Source organism: Bradyrhizobium sp. USDA 372, assembly GCF_053629095.1.
Window position 1 is genome coordinate 7,609,938 of record NZ_JBRJHR010000001.1, and the last position, 16,631, is coordinate 7,626,568.

Annotated in this window: 14 protein-coding genes; 9 read left to right on the top strand and 5 right to left on the bottom strand. The window is 65.0% G+C overall.

The annotated features are described in order from the left end of the window. The first annotated feature begins 178 nt into the window (after positions 1-178). Genes AB7M16_RS35365 through AB7M16_RS35375 form a run of 3 tightly spaced genes read left to right on the top strand, consistent with a single transcriptional unit; the run spans position 179 to position 3,526 of the window. Positions 179-2,146, top strand: coding sequence for a TonB-dependent siderophore receptor (locus AB7M16_RS35365; RefSeq protein WP_453946796.1), 1,968 nt, complete (start codon positions 179-181; stop codon positions 2,144-2,146). 8 nt (positions 2,147-2,154) lie between these two features. Beyond that, positions 2,155-3,297, top strand: a complete 1,143-nt coding sequence (locus tag AB7M16_RS35370) for a PepSY-associated TM helix domain-containing protein (RefSeq protein WP_453946798.1) — start codon at positions 2,155-2,157, stop codon at positions 3,295-3,297. A 4-nt stretch (positions 3,298-3,301) separates the two neighbouring features. Then, positions 3,302-3,526: a hypothetical protein gene (locus AB7M16_RS35375; RefSeq protein WP_172786238.1), complete on the top strand. Its 225-nt coding sequence runs from the start codon at positions 3,302-3,304 to the stop codon at positions 3,524-3,526. 23 nt (positions 3,527-3,549) lie between these two features. Here the strand turns inward: AB7M16_RS35375 and AB7M16_RS35380 are convergent, their stop codons facing one another. The 3 genes from AB7M16_RS35380 to AB7M16_RS35390 all read right to left on the bottom strand — a co-directional run bounded on the left by AB7M16_RS35380 (position 3,550) and on the right by AB7M16_RS35390 (position 6,444). Continuing rightward, entirely contained in the window at positions 3,550-4,044 is a 495-nt protein-coding gene (locus AB7M16_RS35380) for an MgtC/SapB family protein (RefSeq protein WP_212257376.1), read from the bottom strand. Positions 4,045-4,054: 10 nt separating this feature from the next. After that, positions 4,055-4,636 carry a peroxidase-related enzyme gene (locus AB7M16_RS35385; RefSeq protein WP_212257377.1) on the bottom strand — a complete coding sequence of 194 codons (582 nt, stop codon included), beginning with the start codon at positions 4,634-4,636 and terminating at the stop codon, positions 4,055-4,057. A 215-nt stretch (positions 4,637-4,851) separates the two neighbouring features. Further along, complete coding sequence (locus tag AB7M16_RS35390; RefSeq protein ID WP_246708867.1) at positions 4,852-6,444, bottom strand: ATP-binding protein; 1,593 nt, start codon at positions 6,442-6,444, stop codon at positions 4,852-4,854. On the opposite strand from AB7M16_RS35390, the gene AB7M16_RS35395 reads away from it, so the two are divergent. After that, the gene (locus tag AB7M16_RS35395) at positions 6,437-6,661 is read left to right on the top strand and encodes a hypothetical protein (RefSeq protein ID WP_246708868.1); all 225 of its coding nucleotides are present in this window, start codon (positions 6,437-6,439) and stop codon (positions 6,659-6,661) included. The two genes, AB7M16_RS35390 and AB7M16_RS35395, sit on opposite strands and share 8 nt — an antisense overlap. A 366-nt stretch (positions 6,662-7,027) precedes the next feature. After that, positions 7,028-7,996 carry a catechol 2,3-dioxygenase gene (locus tag AB7M16_RS35400; protein WP_439363369.1) on the top strand — a complete coding sequence of 323 codons (969 nt, stop codon included), beginning with the start codon at positions 7,028-7,030 and terminating at the stop codon, positions 7,994-7,996. On the opposite strand, the gene AB7M16_RS35405 is transcribed toward AB7M16_RS35400, so the two are convergent. Both AB7M16_RS35405 and AB7M16_RS35410 read right to left on the bottom strand, forming a co-directional pair. Further along, positions 7,993-11,520, bottom strand: a complete 3,528-nt coding sequence (locus AB7M16_RS35405) for a molybdopterin cofactor-binding domain-containing protein (protein WP_453946799.1) — start codon at positions 11,518-11,520, stop codon at positions 7,993-7,995. The genes AB7M16_RS35400 and AB7M16_RS35405 overlap by 4 nt on opposite strands. Further along, a complete protein-coding gene (locus tag AB7M16_RS35410; protein ID WP_453946801.1) occupies positions 11,520-12,002 on the bottom strand; it encodes a (2Fe-2S)-binding protein in 483 nt (160 codons plus the stop codon). The genes AB7M16_RS35405 and AB7M16_RS35410 overlap by 1 nt, the downstream gene beginning before the upstream one ends. A gap of 277 nt (positions 12,003-12,279) precedes the next feature. On the opposite strand from AB7M16_RS35410, the gene AB7M16_RS35415 reads away from it, so the two are divergent. From AB7M16_RS35415 to AB7M16_RS35430, 4 genes are read left to right on the top strand one after another with little or no spacing between them, the layout of a single operon-like run. Next, positions 12,280-13,737, top strand: a complete 1,458-nt coding sequence (locus AB7M16_RS35415) for a 6-hydroxynicotinate reductase (RefSeq protein WP_453947309.1) — start codon at positions 12,280-12,282, stop codon at positions 13,735-13,737. After that, positions 13,734-14,630, top strand: a complete 897-nt coding sequence (locus AB7M16_RS35420) for a UPF0280 family protein (protein ID WP_453946802.1) — start codon at positions 13,734-13,736, stop codon at positions 14,628-14,630. Before AB7M16_RS35415 ends, AB7M16_RS35420 begins: the two co-directional genes overlap by 4 nt. A 27-nt stretch (positions 14,631-14,657) precedes the next feature. Next, on the top strand, positions 14,658-15,242 hold the full coding sequence (locus AB7M16_RS35425; RefSeq protein ID WP_025035619.1) for an amino acid synthesis family protein: 585 nt from the start codon (positions 14,658-14,660) through the stop codon (positions 15,240-15,242). Positions 15,243-15,274: 32 nt separating this feature from the next. Beyond that, positions 15,275-16,477, top strand: a complete 1,203-nt coding sequence (locus tag AB7M16_RS35430; protein WP_453946804.1) for an ABC transporter substrate-binding protein — start codon at positions 15,275-15,277, stop codon at positions 16,475-16,477. The last annotated feature ends 154 nt before the right edge of the window (positions 16,478-16,631 follow it).

The following is a 16,631-nucleotide window of genomic DNA, read 5'->3' on the forward strand; positions in this document are numbered from 1 at the left end:
CCGCCCGAGCAAGCGCCAGGTCACCACACCGCGCAACTCGCGATCTGCGAGCGCGCGCCAGACGCGATCGCGTGCGGCAGGACAGGCAGTCCAGGCAGCTTCCCAGCCGGCTGCCGCTGCAGCGGAACGCGGTACCGATCCGGTGAGGGGGTTTGTACCCGTCGTCAGCTCGGCTGCGATGAAGTCCGACGTACCGATCCTGGAGACACCGCAATCCGTTTCCGTCGTCAGCCGCGACCAGCTTGATGCGCGCTCGGTCACGACACTGGTCGAAGGATTGCAGTATGTCGCAGGTCTCGCCATCCAGCCCGGCGGCAAGGATCCGCGCTTCGACAACGTTTACATCCGCGGCTTCGACAACAACGGCTACGGCGCCTATCGCGACGGGCTTCGCGAGGTCGGCGACCCCGCCTTCTTGTCGCTGTTCCGCAACGAGCCCTACGGCTTCGAGCGCATCGACGTCATCAAGGGTCCGAGCTCCGTCATGTACGGGCAGGGGGCGCCGGGCGGTCTTGTCGACGTCATCAGCAAGCGCCCGCCCGACAAGGCCTTTGGCGCGATCGTCGGCCAGTTCGGCAACTACGATCGGTTTCAGGGGGCCTTCGATTTCGGCGGGCCCGCGACCAAGGATGGGACGCTGCTCTATCGGTTGACCGGTGTGTTCCGGGATTCCGATGCGCAGATCGCCAATTTCTCGAATTTCGTGAAGGACAACCGGACCTATATCGCGCCCGCCGTGACCTGGAAGCCGACCAACGATACCACGCTGACCATCCTCGCCGACTACACGCACGATGTGACCGGCAACGCCTTTCCGCTGTCGATGGCGCATCTGAGCGGCGGTAAGGTCACCGGCATCACCGCACTGCCGCTGTTCCTCGGTGACCCCAGCTACAATAGGTTCGACCAGGAGCAGGAGCGTGTCGGCTACCAGTTCGAGCACCGCTTCAACAACGATCTGATCTTCGAATCGAAGGCTCGCTACGGCCACACCGAGCTCGATTATCGCTATCTGACTTTCATCGGAACCCCGCTCGATACGACCACGGTCTTTCCGCGTCGCGCGATGCGCATCCAGGAGCAAGTCGATACCCTGTCGACCGACAACCACCTGATCAGCAAGTTCGGCACGGGGCCGCTTCAGCACACGGTGGTCTCCGGCGTCGACTATCTGACGTTCAACATGACGGACCGGACCTATTCCGGAAATGCGCCGCCGCTCAGCAAGATCAATCCGGTCTACGACCAAGCCATCGCGGCTCCGACTGCGCTCGTCACCCCCTCGGCGAACCAGACAATCGATCAGGTCGGCGTCTATGTGCAGGACCAGATGAAGATCCAGAACTGGATCTTTACATTGGGCGGCCGCTACGATGTCTCCGAACAGAACACCTACGCCTTGGCGACCAACAAGACGACCGACACCAAGGACACGGCCTTCATCAAGCGCGGAGCGGTCTCGTACGTGTTCGATTCCGGAGTTGCGCCGTATTACAGCTATTCGGAATCTTTCCTGCCGACGCCGGGCACGGATTTTGCGGGAAATCCGTTCAAGCCGACGACGGCGCAGCAGCACGAGCTCGGCGTGAAGTACCAGCCGTCGCGGACCCTGCTGATGACGTTGGCGCTCTATGATTTGACGCGGCAAAACTCGCTCACGAGCGATCCATCGCATCTCGGCTTCTCGGTCCAGCTCGGCGAGGTGAATTCGCGCGGCATCGAGTTCGAGACGCTGGCGCAGATCATGCCCGGACTGAACCTCGTGGCCACCTACACCAACCAGGATGTGAAGGTGACGCAAACCACCACCGCCGCCGATCTCGGCAAGGTGCCGACGCTGGTGGCCCGCCAGATGGCATCGGCCTATCTCGACTACACGGTCCAGGGCGGGACATGGGACGGCTGGGGGTTGGGCGGCGGCGTCCGCTACAACGGGCCGACCTTCGCCGACACCACCAACACCATCGTCAACGAGGGCTACGTCGTGTTCGATGCGGGCCTGCATTATCGCCAGCCCAAGGGTGTCAACCTCGCGCTGAACGTAAAGAACATCGCCGATCGCGTCACCGTTGCGTGCACCACGAATGGCGGTTGCCAATACACCAGCCCGCGCACCATCACGGGCACGGTCAGCTATCGCTGGTAAGGATCGCCATGGTTCAGGCCCGCACGATCCGGCTCTGGTCCCGCATTCACACCTGGACCTCGCTCGTGTGCATGCTGTTCCTGCTGATGCTGTGCGTGACGGGACTTCCGTTGGTCTTTCACGACGAGATCGACGATCTGCTCGAGGACGAGATCTCGGCGCCCGCCATGCCGGAAGGAACGCCGCGTCTGTCGCTCGACCGGATGATCGTGGCGGCGCAAGCGCGTTTTCCCGGTCAGTATGTCCTGCTGCTCAATCTCAAGCAGACCGAGCCACTCGTGACTGTGGCCGTTTCTCCGACCGCTGTCCCGGCGCCGGGCAACTTCCATCGCCTGACGTTCGATGCGCGAACGGCCGAAATGCTCGGCGAAGAAGCCCCGCATCAGGACGTCATGGATATCGTGCTGCGGATACACAAGGACATGTTCGCAGGGCTCCCCGGCGAGCTGTTTCTCGGGGCGATGGGACTCGTGTTCGCCGTGTCGATCATCTCCGGCATCGTTGTCTATTGGCCGTTCATGCGGCGGCTGGATTTCGGGACGATCCGTCGGCGGTCGTCGCCCCGGCTCAAATGGCTCGACACCCATAATCTCCTCGGCATCGTCACGTTGACGTGGACGTTGGTGGTCGGTCTCACCGGCATGATCAACACGCTGGCGACGCCGTTGTTCGACCTGTGGCGGGCGCAGCTCATCCCCGTCTTGCTGGCGCCTCATCTGGGCAAGCCCGTGGCTCCGATCCCTTCGGTTCAAGCCGCCGTCGAGCTTGTCCGCACCAGATTTCCGGATCGCCTCGTCACCTCGGTGACGATGCCGACCGCGGCGCGTTTCGGCAGCCCGCAGCACCTCGTGGTCTGGACCAAGGGAGCGACGCCCTTCACGGCGCGCATGCTTCAGCCGATGCTGGTCGATGCCAATGACGGCAAGACGATCGTGGCGCCCGAGGTGCCGTGGTATCTGAAGACGCTTCAGGTCTCGCGTCCGCTGCATTTCGGCGATTACGGCGGGCTTCCGTTGAAGATCGTCTGGGCGGTTCTCGACATCATGACGATCATCGTTCTCGTCAGCGGAATCTATCTCTGGGCGGCAAGGCGAAAGCCGTCGGTCCGCAAGCCGCTGCGCACAGAGCGGACCGCGGCAGTCGGTGTCTGATCCCATGCGTCGTTCCGTGTCCAAGGCGGACGTTCCGAACCTGGCCCGGCACTACAGAAGCGTGTGGGACGTGTTCCGGGCGCCTCTCCTGGTCGGCTTGGTCTGCGCCGTGGGGCTCGGTCTGGCGCTCGTCGGAGATGGGATCTGGGACGGCCTTTCGTGGCTGGCTCTTTCGCTGCCGGTTGGGCTTGCGGCGTTCTACTGGCACCGCGCAGGCCGCCGGCGCTGACGGAGAATCCGCCGAACCGACGGCTATCGGTGCTGCTCTTCCGGGGCGCCTTCGACCTCATGCGCCTCGTCCTTGCCGCCAAGCATGCGATGCAGCCGGCGCTCGAGGCGGCGGCCGATCGTCAGCAGGACGAAGGCCAGCGCAAGGGCGACGATGACGATCCTCCACTGTCCGGCGCCGCAGACGATGCCGAGACAGGCGGCAAGGAAAGTGCAGGCGGCGCTGGTGAGGCCCCGAACGCGAAACCCCGTGCTTTGGTGCACGATGACGCCAGCGCCGAGAAAGCCGATGCCGGTGAGGATGCCCTGGATGACACGGCTGGCGGCGTCGACGACTCTGGCCGGTTCGGCGAGCTGCAGCGCGAGCAGAACCACGCTCGCGGTGGAGAGCCCGACGATGCCGAGCGTCTTCAGCCCGATCGGCTTGCCGTGCAGGTCGCGGTTGAGGCCGATTGCGCCGCCGGCGAGCGTCGCCGTGCCGAGGCGCAGCAGGATTTCGGGCCAATCGAGCTCGGTCATGGCGCCTCGATCATGTCTTCGGCAGGCGGCCCATCAGATAGAACTCCTCGTTCGGCCGCATGCCCGTGAAATTCGCCAGCCGGTTCGACAGCGCGAAGAAGGCGGAGATCGCGGCGATGTCCCAGATGTCGTCGTCGCTGAAGCCGTGCGGCGCGAGCGCGGCGAAATCGTCCTCCGAAATCCGCTGCGCGTCAGCCGAGACCTTCATGGCAAAATCGAGCATCGCCTTCTGCCGCGGCGTGATGTCGGCCTTGCGGTAGTTGATCGCGACCTGGTCGGCGATCAGCGGGTTCTTGGCGCGGATGCGCAGGATCGCGCCATGGGCGATCACGCAATATTGGCACTGGTTCGCCGCCGACGTCGCCACCACGATCATCTCGCGCTCGGCCTTGGTGAGGCCGCCGTCCTTCTCCATCAGCGCATCGTGATAGGCGAAGAAGGCGCGGAACTCGTCGGGGCGGTAGGCCAGCGTCAGGAACACGTTCGGCACGAACCCGCTCTTCTCCTGCACGGCGAGGAGGCGCGTGCGGATGTCGTCGGGCAGCGTGTCGAGGGCGGGGGCGGGAAAGCGTTGCGCGGCGGTCTTTGTCATGGGCATGGATTCCGGCTTTTAGGCAGGAACCATAGTCGATGCGGAAGGCGGGCTCAACGTGCCAGCCGTTCTGGCCGCGACGAACGTGCGAGTTATGAGCGACGCTCCATCCGCCGTCATTGCGAGCGCAGCGAAGCAATCCAGAAATCCCTCCGCGGAAAGACTCTGGCTTGCTTCGCTGCGCTCGCAATGACGGGGTGGAGAGAGCTTTTGCCTTACCGCAGCGGCTTCTTCAGCAGCGAGAAGCGGTCCGGGTCGAGGCCCATCGACGGCTGCAGCATCGGTGCTTCGACGCTGGACATGGTCTTCGCCGGCGGCGCCGAGAACACGGGGTCGTTCGGTACGTCGCGCTGCGATGTGGCGCCGCGCCAGCGTTCGAGCACGGCGCTGACGAAATGCATGTCGTGACCGGAGGTGACCGACGGCACGCTGGAGATGGTGGCCTCGCCGCGCGGCAATTGGTGCGGCGGCACTTCCTTGAAGCGCAGGCGGGTCGGCAGCGCCACGCCTTCGCCGAACGCCAGCACCTCGCGGGTGCCGAGCGACGGAACGAAGGAGAGCAGGTTCGCGGCGGCATCCGACACCGCGGCGCGCAGCAGCGCCTGGTCGCGGTCGTTGGCGAGGCGCATCGTGAACAGCGTGTTGCACTGGGAGATGATGGTGGCGTCGAGCTCGGCGGGGCGCTGGGTGATGAGGCCGAGATAGACGCCGTATTTGCGGCCTTCCTTGGCGATGCGCGACACCGCCTTGCGGGTCGGGCCGAAGCCGATGTTGCGGTCGGCGGAGGCATAGCGGTGCGCCTCCTCGCAGACGAACAGCAGCGGCGAGACGCCGTCGCTCCACAGGCCGAAGTCGAAGGCCATGCGGCAGAGCACGGACACAACCGAATCGATCACCTCGGCCGGGAAGCCGGCGAGCTGCATCACGGTCATCGGCTTGCCGTTGGCGGGCAGGCGGAACAGATGGCTGATCACCTCGGCCATGGTGTCGCCGCCGACATTGGCGTTGTCGAACATGAAGGCGTAGCGCGGGTCGTTGCGTACCGCCTCGATGCGCGAGATCAGCTTGTGATAGATGATGCGCGAGGAGCGGTTCTCGAGCTTGCCCATGCGCTCGTCGATCAGCGACAGCAGGTCGACCAGGCGATAGGGCACCGGCGTATCGACGGTGTAGCCGATCTGCTTGGGATCGATGCGCTTGAGGCCGATGCGGTCGGCGTTCTGGTACTGGGTATAGACGCCCTTGGCGAGCGGGATGACCTCGGCCAGGATGTCGAGCTCCTCGGGCACGCCGGCGCGGCCGCCGAACAGCACGTCGACGATTTCCTCGAAGTTGAACAGCCAGAACGGCAGCTTCAGATTCCGCGGGTTGAGCACCAGCGCGCGGTCGCCGAAGCAGCGGCCATATTCGTTGTGCACGTCGAGCAGGAAGATGCGCAGGTTCGGCCGCGCCTTCAGGATCTCGTTCAGCAGCAGCGAGACGCCGGTCGATTTGCCGACGCCGGTCGATCCCAGCACGGCAAAATGCTTGGACAGCATTTCCTCAACGTCGACATAGGCGATGACCGAGCGGTCCTGCTGGAGGAAGCCGACATTGATCTGGTCCGAGCCGGTTGGCGCGTAGATCGTGCGCAGCTCCTGGCTGGTGATCAGATCGACGGCATCGCCGATGGTCGGATAGTTGGTGACGCCGCGCTGGAATTTGGCCTTGTCCGCGGCATTGAGGATCTCGCCGAGCAGGTCGACCGAGGCGATCGCGATGTAATTGTCCGAGCCCGACAGGTTCTCGCAGGAGACCTCCGTGATCATCGCAACGATGACCGAACTGCTGCAACGGATGCTGACGAAGCGTCCGACGGTGGCCCGCACCTCCGAGATCGGCATCCGGCTTTCCGCCAGAAGCCCGACCCGGGCGAGCGATCCGCGAACCGAAATCACGCGTCCAAAGGATGTCACGATGAATGAACCTGGCAAGAGCAAGGGATTTGCCCGGACTATGCCCGGCCGTCGCTGCACAAACGGTTAAACGGCGGGCGCGCCCGCTCCGTTAAATCCGTGGTAATTCGGTCCGGAGACTTGTCGCCGATGCCTGCTCATGGGCGGAATCGCCGGGAAAATACTGCATTTCCGGACCTTGGGGCCGAGATGGTCCTTAAGGAAGAATTTACCATTCGAGCAGGCCCTTTCGTTCGGCCAACCGACATCGGTCGGCTAGGCGCCGTGCGCAGCAGGGACGCCGGTTGCTTTGTTGACGGGACCTAATGATTTGTACATTAGTACAAATGAGGCGTTACTGTCGGCACCGCACACAAGGCCCGCCCCCGTTGTGCCGTGCGCGTCTCGATCGCGCCGCCCGGACAGGCGGATCGCAGCCATGCTCCAGGAGGGAACCATGCAGCCCGAACCGATCCTCGATCTCGCCCATCTCGGCCACATGGAGCTGCTGACGCCGAAGCCGGACGAGAGCCTGAAATTCTTCGTCGATGTCATGGGCATGACGGTCAGCGGACAGAAGGGTGAGTCGGTCTATCTGCGCGGCTGGGACGATTACGAGCGCTATTCGCTCAAGCTCACGGCGGCGAAGACCTCGGGCATGGGCCACATGGCGCTGCGTGCGCGCAGCCAGCAGGCGCTGGAGCGGCGCGTCGCCGCGCTGAAGGGATCCGGCTTCGACATCGGCTGGATCGACGGCGACATGGGGCAGGGGCCGACGTTCCGCTGCCGCGATCCCGATGGCCATATCGTCGAGCTCTATTACGAGACCGAATGGTATCAGGCGCCGCCCGAACTCAAACCTGCGCTGAAGAACCAGGCACAGCGCTTTCCCGCCCGCGGCGTCAATGTCCGCCGCCTCGACCATCTCAACTGCCTTGCCGTCGACATCAAGGCCAACCGCCAGTTCTTCGAGACCTATCTCGGCTGCCGTCTCACCGAGCAGATCGTGCTCAACGACGGCCGTGAGGCCGCGATGTGGCTGACGATGTCGAACAAGAGCTACGATTTCGCCTATTCGCTCGATCATTCGGGCGTGCGGGGCCGCTTCCACCACGTCACCTACGCCCTCGACAGCCGCGAGGAGATTCTGCGGGCCGCGGACATTTTTCTCGAGAATGGCATTCACATCGAGACCGGGCCGCACAAGCACGCGATCCAGCAGACCTTCTTCCTCTACGTCTACGAGCCCGGCGGCAACCGCGTCGAAGTCGCCAATGCCGGCGCACGCCTTATCCTGGCGCCCGACTGGAAGCCGATCGTGTGGACCGAGGAGGAGCGCAAGAAGGGTCAGGCCTGGGGATTGAAGACGATCGAGTCCTTCCACACCCACGGCACGCCGCCGGTGGAGGTGACGAAACACGCCTAATTGGCGGAGGCGCGCACCTTTGCGATCGTCTCGCGCACGCCGGTCCAGGCCGGCTTGTCCGGCGCGAACTGCCGGCGCAGGAAGCTGACGAGCTCCTCGATCTGGGTGTCGCTCATGCTGTTCCTGAACGCGGGCATGTAGCCGAGATCGCTCGAGACGGGCTCCGCGATGCCGTGCAGGATGACCTGTACGAGATTGTCCGACGTGGCGCTGTGCAGGTTGCTGTTGAGCGCGAGCGAAGGCTGGGTGCCGAACAGCGGCAGGCCGCCGACCTCGTGGCAGACGGCGCAGGCGCCTTGATAGAGGCGCGCGCCGGCGGAGGAGGCGACGGTCACTTGCGTTGCATTTTCGAGCTTGGCGGCCAGCGCATCCTGCGCCTGTTGGTCGACCGCAGTGTCATTGAACGAGTTGAGATAGACCGCCATCGCACGGATGTCCTGGTCGGGCAGCGCCTTGAGGTCCCGGACGATCGGCGCCATCGGGCCGGCGGCGACGCCGTGGTAACGCGAATGGCCGGTGCGCAAATAGGCGTACAGCTCATTCTCGCTCCACGGGATCGGCGCGTGCGAGAGCGAGGTCAGCGACGGCGCTTCCCAGCCCTCGGCGAAGCCGCCGGCGAGATAGGCGTTGCGTTGCTCGGCGCCGAGCGCGTTGCGCGGCGAATGGCAGGCGCTGCAATGGCCGAGGCCCTCGACCAGATAAGCACCGCGATTCCAAACCTCGGACTTTGAGGGGTCGGGCTTGAAGTCGGGCGTTCGGTGGAACAGCGCATTCCAGCCGGCCAGCAGCGGGCGCAGATTGAACGGGAAGGCGAGCGTGTTGGCCGGCGTTGTCGCGCGCACCGCAGGTTGCGCCATCAGGTAAGCGTAGAGCGCCTGCAGATCGGAATCGCTGGTCTTTGCAAAATGCGTGTAGGGGAAGGCGGGATAGAGCTGGCGTCCGTCGCGATGCAGGCCATCGCGCATGGCGCGCTCGAAGGCGGGGTAGGACCAGGCACCGATCCCGGTCTCGACGTCGGGCGTGATGTTGGTCGCGTAGATCGTGCCGAACGGTGTTTCCAAGGCGCGACCGCCGGCATTTGGTGCGCCGCTGACGATGGTGTGGCACTCGGCGCAATTGCCGAGCGCGGCGAGCTGCTCTCCGCGCGCGATCGTTGCCGCTGAATAGACCGACGGATCCGGGCGCGCGATGGGTGCAATCGCGCGGCCGGGAAGAAGCGCCGCGCCGATGCCGATCGCGGCGGTGCAGACGGTTGCAATCGTTGCGAAGATGCCGGCGCGCTTGGCGAACGGATTTTCCCAGATACGGGACGGAGGCGAGGCTGCGGGCGGGGGCAGGGACTGCGGCGTCGCCGGTGCTTCGCCGTGCAATCCCTTGAGGATTCGCTCAGGCGTGAACGGCGGCTCGCGAAAGCGCACGCCGGTGGCATCGAAGATGGCGTTCGCGATCGCGGCTGCGCTCGGCACCGAGGCGGACTCGCCGACGCCGAGCGGCGGCTGATCCTGCCGCGGCAACATCAGCACGTCGATCTTGGGAACGTCGGGGAAGGGGATGATGGGATAAGCGCCCCATTCACGCGCGGCCACCGCGCCGCGCTCGAACGACACCTCTTCCATCAGCGCGCGGCTGGTGGACTGGATGACGTTGCCCTGGATCTGGTGGCGCACGCCGTCCGGGTTGATCATCAACCCGGAGTCCTGCCCCGCGACGACGCGCGTCACGCTGACGTCGCCGGTCGTCTTGTTCACCGCGACGTCGGCAACCCACGCCGACCACGCCGCGCCATAGCCCGGAAACTTGCTGTGGACGTAGAGCGCATAGGCAAAGCCGCGGCCGTGCACGACCTCACCGTCCTTGTCCTCGCGGACCGGCCGCGGCATCCAGCCCGCGCGCTCGGCGACCGCATTGACCAGATCGACCGCGCGCGGGTCCTTCAGATAGCGCAGGCGATATTCGATGGGATCGACGCCGGCTTCGGTTGCGGCCTCGTCGATATAGGATTCATGCGCAAACGTGTTCGGCAATGCCGAGACGCCGCGAAACCAGGAGGCACGCACGATCGGCGGCGTGTCGTGGGCGACGACGCGCATGTGCTCGTAATCGTAGGGCGGGATCGCGGTGCGGTCGCCCATCTGGAGCACCGCAGGTTCGGGCGAAAGGCGGCCGGTCAGCAGCAGCGCCAGCGTCGGCGCGGCATTCGAGGGATAGCGCGTGGCGAGGTCGTAAGCAGCGATGCCGCCGTCGGCATCGAGGCCGCCATTGACGTCGATAAGCTGGGCAGTCCCCTTGGGCTCCCAGGCGTGCTCCTGTTCGCGCGTCAGCTGCACGCGGACAGGACGGCCGACGGCGCGCGACAGCAGCAGCGCATCGGCGGTGACATCGTCAGCGCAGTTGCGGCCGTAGCAGCCGGCGGCCTCCAGCCGGATCACCTCGATCTCGCTCTCGGGGCGCTCGATCAGCAGCGCGAGATCGCCGCGCAGCACGTGGGGGTTCTGCGTGCCCGACCAGACGCGGATATTGCCGTCCTGGAAGTCGGCAACCGCGCAGGAGGGGCCGATCGAGGCGTGCATCTGATACGGCCAGACGTAAGTGCGCTGCATCGGCTTGGCCGCGCCCGATATCGCCTTGTCGACCTCGCCCTTATCGATCAGCGTGCGCGGCGTCGACGGATTGGCGCGCAGCGCGGTCTCGACATCGGCGAGGTCGGTCAGCGTCGGCATCGGCTTCCAGCTCAGCTTGAGCTGCTCTGCTGCACGGATTGCATTCTCCTCGCGCTCGGCGACCACGCCGACGAAATCGCCGATCCGCACCACGGCCAAAAGGCCAGGAATGTCGTGCACGGAGGATTCGTCCACGGCGATCAGGCTGGTGCCGACGAACGGCCCGGCATCGACGCCGGCATAGGGCGGCCGCACCACGCGTCCGTGCACCATGCCTGAGATGCGGATGTCGTGCACGAAGGTCAGCTCGCCGGTGGCTTTGGCAGGTAGATCGACGCGCGGCACCGACTGGCCGACGATGGCGTAATCGCCGATCGGCTTGAGCTGCACGTCATCGGCCAACTCGAGGCGGATCGCCTCCTCGCCGATGAGCTCGCCATAGCTGATGCTGCGGTTGTCGTGGCCGCGAACGAGTCCATCCTCGATCTTGAGCTCGGCTTCGGGCAAGTCCAGGTGTTCCGCCGCGCGCGCGATCAGAAAGTGCCGGGCTTGCGCCGCGGCCTTCCGCAGCGGCACGGCCGTGATCTGGATGGTTTCGCTCGCGATCGTCGCGCCCTGGTTCGGCACCACGGCCGTGTCGCCGAGCACGACGACGACGCGGGCGAAAGAGACATCGAGCTCTTCGGCGACGATCTGGCCCAGCGCAGTGCGGATGCCGGTGCCGAGATCGACATGGCCGTTATAGGCCGTGACCGAACCGTCCGCGGTGATGCGGACGAAGGTCTCGGATGTGACCTCGTCCACGCTGCGGGCGACGATGAGCGAACCTGAGCGCTCAGCTCCGTTCGAAACATAGGAGGCCATCAATCTGCGGCCTCGGTGAGCTGGCTAGAGGCGCGCATCACCGCGCGGAGGATCTCGACATGCGTGCCGCAGCGGCAAAGATTGTAGCGCAGCGCCGCCAGCGCCTCCTGCTCGGTCGGCCGCGGATTGATCGCGAGCAGCGCCTTGGTGGTCATGATCATGCCGTTGAGACAATAGCCGCATTGTGCGGCCTGCTCGTCGATGAAGGCCTGCTGCACGACGTCGGGCTTGTCGCTTGTGCCGAGGCCTTCGAGCGTCACGATGTCGCGGCCGGCGCAGCCGCTCACCGGAATCACGCAGGAGCGTGCCGCCAGTCCGTCGATCAGGACAGTACAGGTGCCGCATTCCCCCAAGCCGCAGCCGTATTTCGGGCCGTTCAGCGCGAGGTCATTGCGCAGCACATAGAGCAGCGGCGTGTCCCGCGCTGCCGTGACCTCGTGGATCCTGCCGTTCACGGTGAGGCGGATCGGTGTCTGCGTCATCCTCGTTCCCAAGCCCAAGACCAAGCCAAGAGACAAACCCAAAATCATGCGATCGCGAAAATTCGACGTCGCGACGATACCGTTTGTACACAAACGTGCAAGCCGTGCATGCCGCACTGCAGCGCGACTGCCTTCTTTGTGGACAGAGCGGATAGGCAAATGAGGTTTTATGCGGCAGCGGCATGTTTTGCGCTGCACCGCCGCTTGACAGCCCCGGGGCACCGCGCGCAACATCGTTCGTATACGAATGATAACTGCGATGTCCGCCGGCTCCGACATGGTGACAGAAACGACGAGCGCCGTCATCGACAAGATCCGCTGCGATGCTTGTCCGGTGATGTGCTACATCAAGCCCGGCGCGGCGGGCGCCTGCGATCGCTATGCCAATCACGACGGCAAGCTCGTCCGCGTCGATCCGCACGTTATCCTGGAGCGCACCGTCTCGCACGGCGGCAAGCTCGTCCCGTTCAGCCGCACCGAGGACTGGGACGGCAAGATCGTCCATGAGCCCTCGACCTTCGTGACGGCGATCGGCGCAGGCACGACCTATCCCGACTACAAGCCGGCGCCGTTCATCGTTTCGGCAGAGGTCGACGGCGTCGACATGGTGACCGTCGTCACCGAGGGCATCTTCTCCTATTGCGGGATCAAGGTGAAGATCGACACCGACCGCTATCTCGGCCCGGAGACCGCGACCGTGCGCGCGCAGGGCGAGGCGGTCGGCCATGTCACCACCAGCGAATACGGCTCGCAGATGCTGTCGCTCGGCGGCGTGCATCATCTCACCGGCGGCTCCAAGAAGGAGGGCCGGGTCACCTGCGACGCGCTGATGGACCTCGCCAATTGCAAGGCGGTGGAGCTCACCATCGATGGCGGCGCCAGCGTGGTGGTGCAGGCCGGACAGCCGCCGATCGTCAACGGCGTGAAGGAAGAGCGCATGCGCGTCGGCTGCGGCTCGGCGACGATCGGCATGTTCGCCAAGCAATGGCACGGCAAGGTGGACGAGGTCGTCGTGGTCGACGACCACATCACCGGCGTGCTCTCGGAGCACCAGGCCGGCAAGCTGCTCGACATCGCCGACACCGGCATCAAGATGAAGGGCCGCCGCTCGACGCCCGGCCGCTATTTCCAGGTGGCCGATCCCGGCACGGGCTGGGGCGGCACCAACATCTCCGATCCCTTGTCGATCCTGGGCCCGTTCGATGCCAAGGAAGCAAAGCCCGGTTTGACCATGCTGATGGTCTCCACCACCGGCGAGCATTCGTCCTATTACGTGCTCGACGAGGCCCTGCAGCCGGTCGAGACCGAGATGCCGGCCGACTTGAAGTTCTCGGTCGAGCGGATCCAGGAAAACTGCGAGCCCGCGCTGTGCACGGTGCTGTTCATGGCAGGCGCGGGCGGCTCGCTGCGCGCCGGCGTCACCGACAACCCGGTGCGGCTGACGCGATCGGTCAAGGACGCGCTGACGCGTGTCACCAGCGGCGGTGCGCCGGTCTATGTCTGGCCGGGCGGCGGCATCACCTACATGGTCGACGTGACGCAGATGCCGTCAGGCGCGTTCGGCTATGTGCCGACACCGGCCCTGGTCGCGCCGATCGAGTTCACGATGAAGCTGTCCGACTATGCCGCGCTTGGCGGACACATGGATTATGTGAAGCCGCTCGCGGAGGTGCAGAACGGCGACGATGTCCGCCAGTTGCCCTGGCAGAACCCGATTCCGGGGCCCCGCACATGACCAGGCGCCCGCAAATCGCATTGCTGTCTGATGGCCGGCGGCTGCATTTGCAGGATGGACCGATCGATCTGATCGTGGGGGCGAGGGGACGTGCGGATGCGGTGCGGGCCGCCTATGAGGCTGCGGCGCTGCGGTTCACCGGATTGCTCGACGAGCTTTGCGCAGAGCTGCCCGAATTGCGGTCCGGCGCCGGGATGCGGACGTCGCTAAGGGGCGTCGTCGCGCGCCGCATGCATGCCGCGGTGGCGCCCTATGCCGCCGATTGCTTCATCACGCCGATGGCGGCCGTTGCCGGAAGCGTCGCGGAGGAAATTCTCGCTGCGATGCTGCGCGCTGCGACGCTCGATCGGGCTTACGTCAACAATGGCGGCGACATCGCGCTGCATCTCGGCAAGGGCGAGCAATTTTCGGTCGGGCTGATGGATCGCCCCGGCCGCGACGGCGTGATGCGGACGATGCGGATCGATGCGGACGATCCGGTGCGGGGCGTTGCGACCAGCGGCCGGCACGGCCGCAGCTTTTCGCTCGGGATAGCCGATGCCGTGACAGTGCTGGCGGCGACCGCTTCGCAAGCCGATGCGGCCGCGACCGTGATCGCCAATGCCGTCGATCTTCCCGGACATCCCGCCATCATCCGCAAGCCTGCGAACGAGCTTCAGCCCGACAGCGATCTGGGCGGGCGCCTCGTGACGTGTGATGTCGGCGAGCTGTCTCACCATGAGATCGCCGCCGCGCTCGAATCTGGCGCAGAATGTGCACGGCATTTATTCGATCGTCGGCTGATCGAGGGTGCCGTGCTGCAGCTTTGTGGTGATATGCTTGTCATCGGACCGAAAGATATTGAGCGGCTGGAATCGCGCCCGCGTCAGCTGGAGAACGCGGTTCATGCCTGAGCAGGGAAGTGTCCGGAGGAAGCAGCCATGAGCGCGATCATCCGCAAGATCGTCACTGTCGTCGAAGAGACGCAGATGGAGATGGGCCGACAGGTATCACCGCCGACCCGGCGTGCTGCGGCGATTGCCGTCATCGAGAATCCGTTTGCCGGAAAATACGTCGAGGATCTTTCGCCGCTGATCGCGATCGGCGAGGAGCTCGGCGAGCTGTTGTCGAAACGCGCGGTGGCGGCGCTCGGCATCGATGGCGCCAAGGCGCACAGCTACGGCAAGGCGGCGGCGGTCGGCGAGAACGGCGAGCTGGAGCATGCCGCCGCGATCCTCCACCCCAAGATGGGCGCGCCGGTGCGCAAGGTTCTGGGCAAGGGCGCGGCGCTGATCCCCTCGTCGAAGAAGCGCAGCGGTCCGGGCACGACGCTGGACATCCCGCTCGGGCACAAGGACGCGGCCTTCGTGCGCAGTCATTTCGACGGTATGGAAGTGCAGATCAACGACGCGCCGCGTGCCAACGAGATCATGGTCGCGGTCGCCGTCACCGACAGCGGCCGTCCGCTGCCGCGGGTCGGCGGGCTGACGGTTGCGGAGATCAAAGGCGAAGACGGTCTGAGATAGAAGTCATAAGCGAGTTCAAACTGGAGGTTGGGATGCGAGCAAGAAATTACTTCGTCGGCGCGGCCTTCGCGCTTCTGGCGAGCGGCATGGCTCATTCGGCCCTGGCGCAGGACATCAAGATCGGCGAGATCAACAGCTATTCGTTGCTGCCGGCATTCACCGAGCCCTATCGCAAGGGCTGGCAGCTTGCGGTCGAGGAAGTCAACGCGGCCGGCGGCATCAACGGCAAGAAGCTCGTCGTCATCTCCAAGGACGACGGCGGCAAGCCGGCGGACGCGCAGACCGCGGCCAACGAGCTCGTCTCGAGCGAGGGCGTCGCGATGCTCGCCGGCACGTTCCTGTCGAACATCGGTCTTGCGGTCTCTGACTTCGCCAACCAGAAGAAGGTGTTCTTCCTCGCGGCCGAGCCGCTCACGGACGCCATCACCTGGTCCAAAGGCAACAAGTACACCTTCCGCCTGCGCCCCTCCAACTACATGCAGGCGGCGATGCTGGTGGAAGCCGCCAGCAAGCTGCCCGCAAAACGCTGGGCGACGATTGCGCCGAACTATGAGTACGGCCAGTCGGCGGTCGCGGTGTTCAAGAAGCTGATGTCGGAGAAGCGCCCCGACATCCAGTGGGTCGACGAGCAATGGCCGCCGCAGGGCAAGATCGACGCCGGCCCGGTGGTGCAGGCGGTTGCCGCGGCAAATCCGGAAGCGATCCTCAACGTCACGTTCGGCGCGGACCTCGTCAAGCTCGTGCGTGAAGGCAACACGCGTGGCCTGTTCAAGGGGCGCGAGGTGGTCTCCTTCCTGACCGGCGAGCCCGAATATCTCGACCCGCTCAAGGACGAGACGCCGGAGGGCTGGATCGTCACCGGCTATCCCTGGTACTCGATCAAGACTCCCGAGCATGATGCGTTCCTGAAGGCGTATCAGGCCAAGTACAACGACTATCCGCGCCTCGGCTCGATCGTCGGTTACCAGACCATCAAGTCGGCGGCCGCGATTCTGGCGAAGGCCGGCTCGACCGATCCGGAGAAGCTGATTGCCGCGGCGGAGGGGCTGACGACGCCGTCGCCGTTCGGCGAGATCACCTTCCGCAAGATCGACCACCAGTCGACACTCGGCGCTTACGTCGGCAAGACCGCGCTGAAGGACGGCAAGGGCGTGATGGTGGAGTCGTCCTACAAGAAGGGCGCGGACTATCTGCCTGGCGATGCCGAAGTCGAGAAGCTGCGTCCGAAGGATTGAGTTCTGCTGCCGTAGGGTGGGTTAGCCTTGCGGACTGCGCGTAGCGCAGACCGCTTGGCGTAACCCACCACTTTCGGTGCCACACGAGAAAAGGCGGTGGGTTACGCCGAGCAGATGCGCTCTGCGCATCTGCAGGGCTAACCCACCCTACGAT

Bases quoted from the DNA above. Each gene is read 5' to 3' on its own strand.
- AB7M16_RS35385 (WP_212257377.1), bottom strand. From the start codon at position 4,636: ATGACAAAGACCGCCGCGCAACGCTTTCCCGCCCCCGCCCTCGACACG.
- AB7M16_RS35375 (WP_172786238.1), top strand. From the start codon at position 3,302: ATGCGTCGTTCCGTGTCCAAGGCGGACGTTCCGAACCTGGCCCGGCAC.
- AB7M16_RS35415 (WP_453947309.1), top strand. From the start codon at position 12,280: ATGGTGACAGAAACGACGAGCGCCGTCATCGACAAGATCCGCTGCGAT.
- AB7M16_RS35430 (WP_453946804.1), top strand. From the start codon at position 15,275: ATGCGAGCAAGAAATTACTTCGTCGGCGCGGCCTTCGCGCTTCTGGCG.
- AB7M16_RS35425 (WP_025035619.1), top strand. From the start codon at position 14,658: ATGAGCGCGATCATCCGCAAGATCGTCACTGTCGTCGAAGAGACGCAG.
- AB7M16_RS35405 (WP_453946799.1), bottom strand. From the start codon at position 11,520: ATGGCCTCCTATGTTTCGAACGGAGCTGAGCGCTCAGGTTCGCTCATC.
- AB7M16_RS35365 (WP_453946796.1), top strand. From the start codon at position 179: ATGAAGTCCGACGTACCGATCCTGGAGACACCGCAATCCGTTTCCGTC.
- AB7M16_RS35380 (WP_212257376.1), bottom strand. From the start codon at position 4,044: ATGACCGAGCTCGATTGGCCCGAAATCCTGCTGCGCCTCGGCACGGCG.
- AB7M16_RS35410 (WP_453946801.1), bottom strand. From the start codon at position 12,002: ATGACGCAGACACCGATCCGCCTCACCGTGAACGGCAGGATCCACGAG.
- AB7M16_RS35420 (WP_453946802.1), top strand. From the start codon at position 13,734: ATGACCAGGCGCCCGCAAATCGCATTGCTGTCTGATGGCCGGCGGCTG.
- AB7M16_RS35400 (WP_439363369.1), top strand. From the start codon at position 7,028: ATGCAGCCCGAACCGATCCTCGATCTCGCCCATCTCGGCCACATGGAG.
- AB7M16_RS35370 (WP_453946798.1), top strand. From the start codon at position 2,155: ATGGTTCAGGCCCGCACGATCCGGCTCTGGTCCCGCATTCACACCTGG.
- AB7M16_RS35390 (WP_246708867.1), bottom strand. From the start codon at position 6,444: ATGATCACGGAGGTCTCCTGCGAGAACCTGTCGGGCTCGGACAATTAC.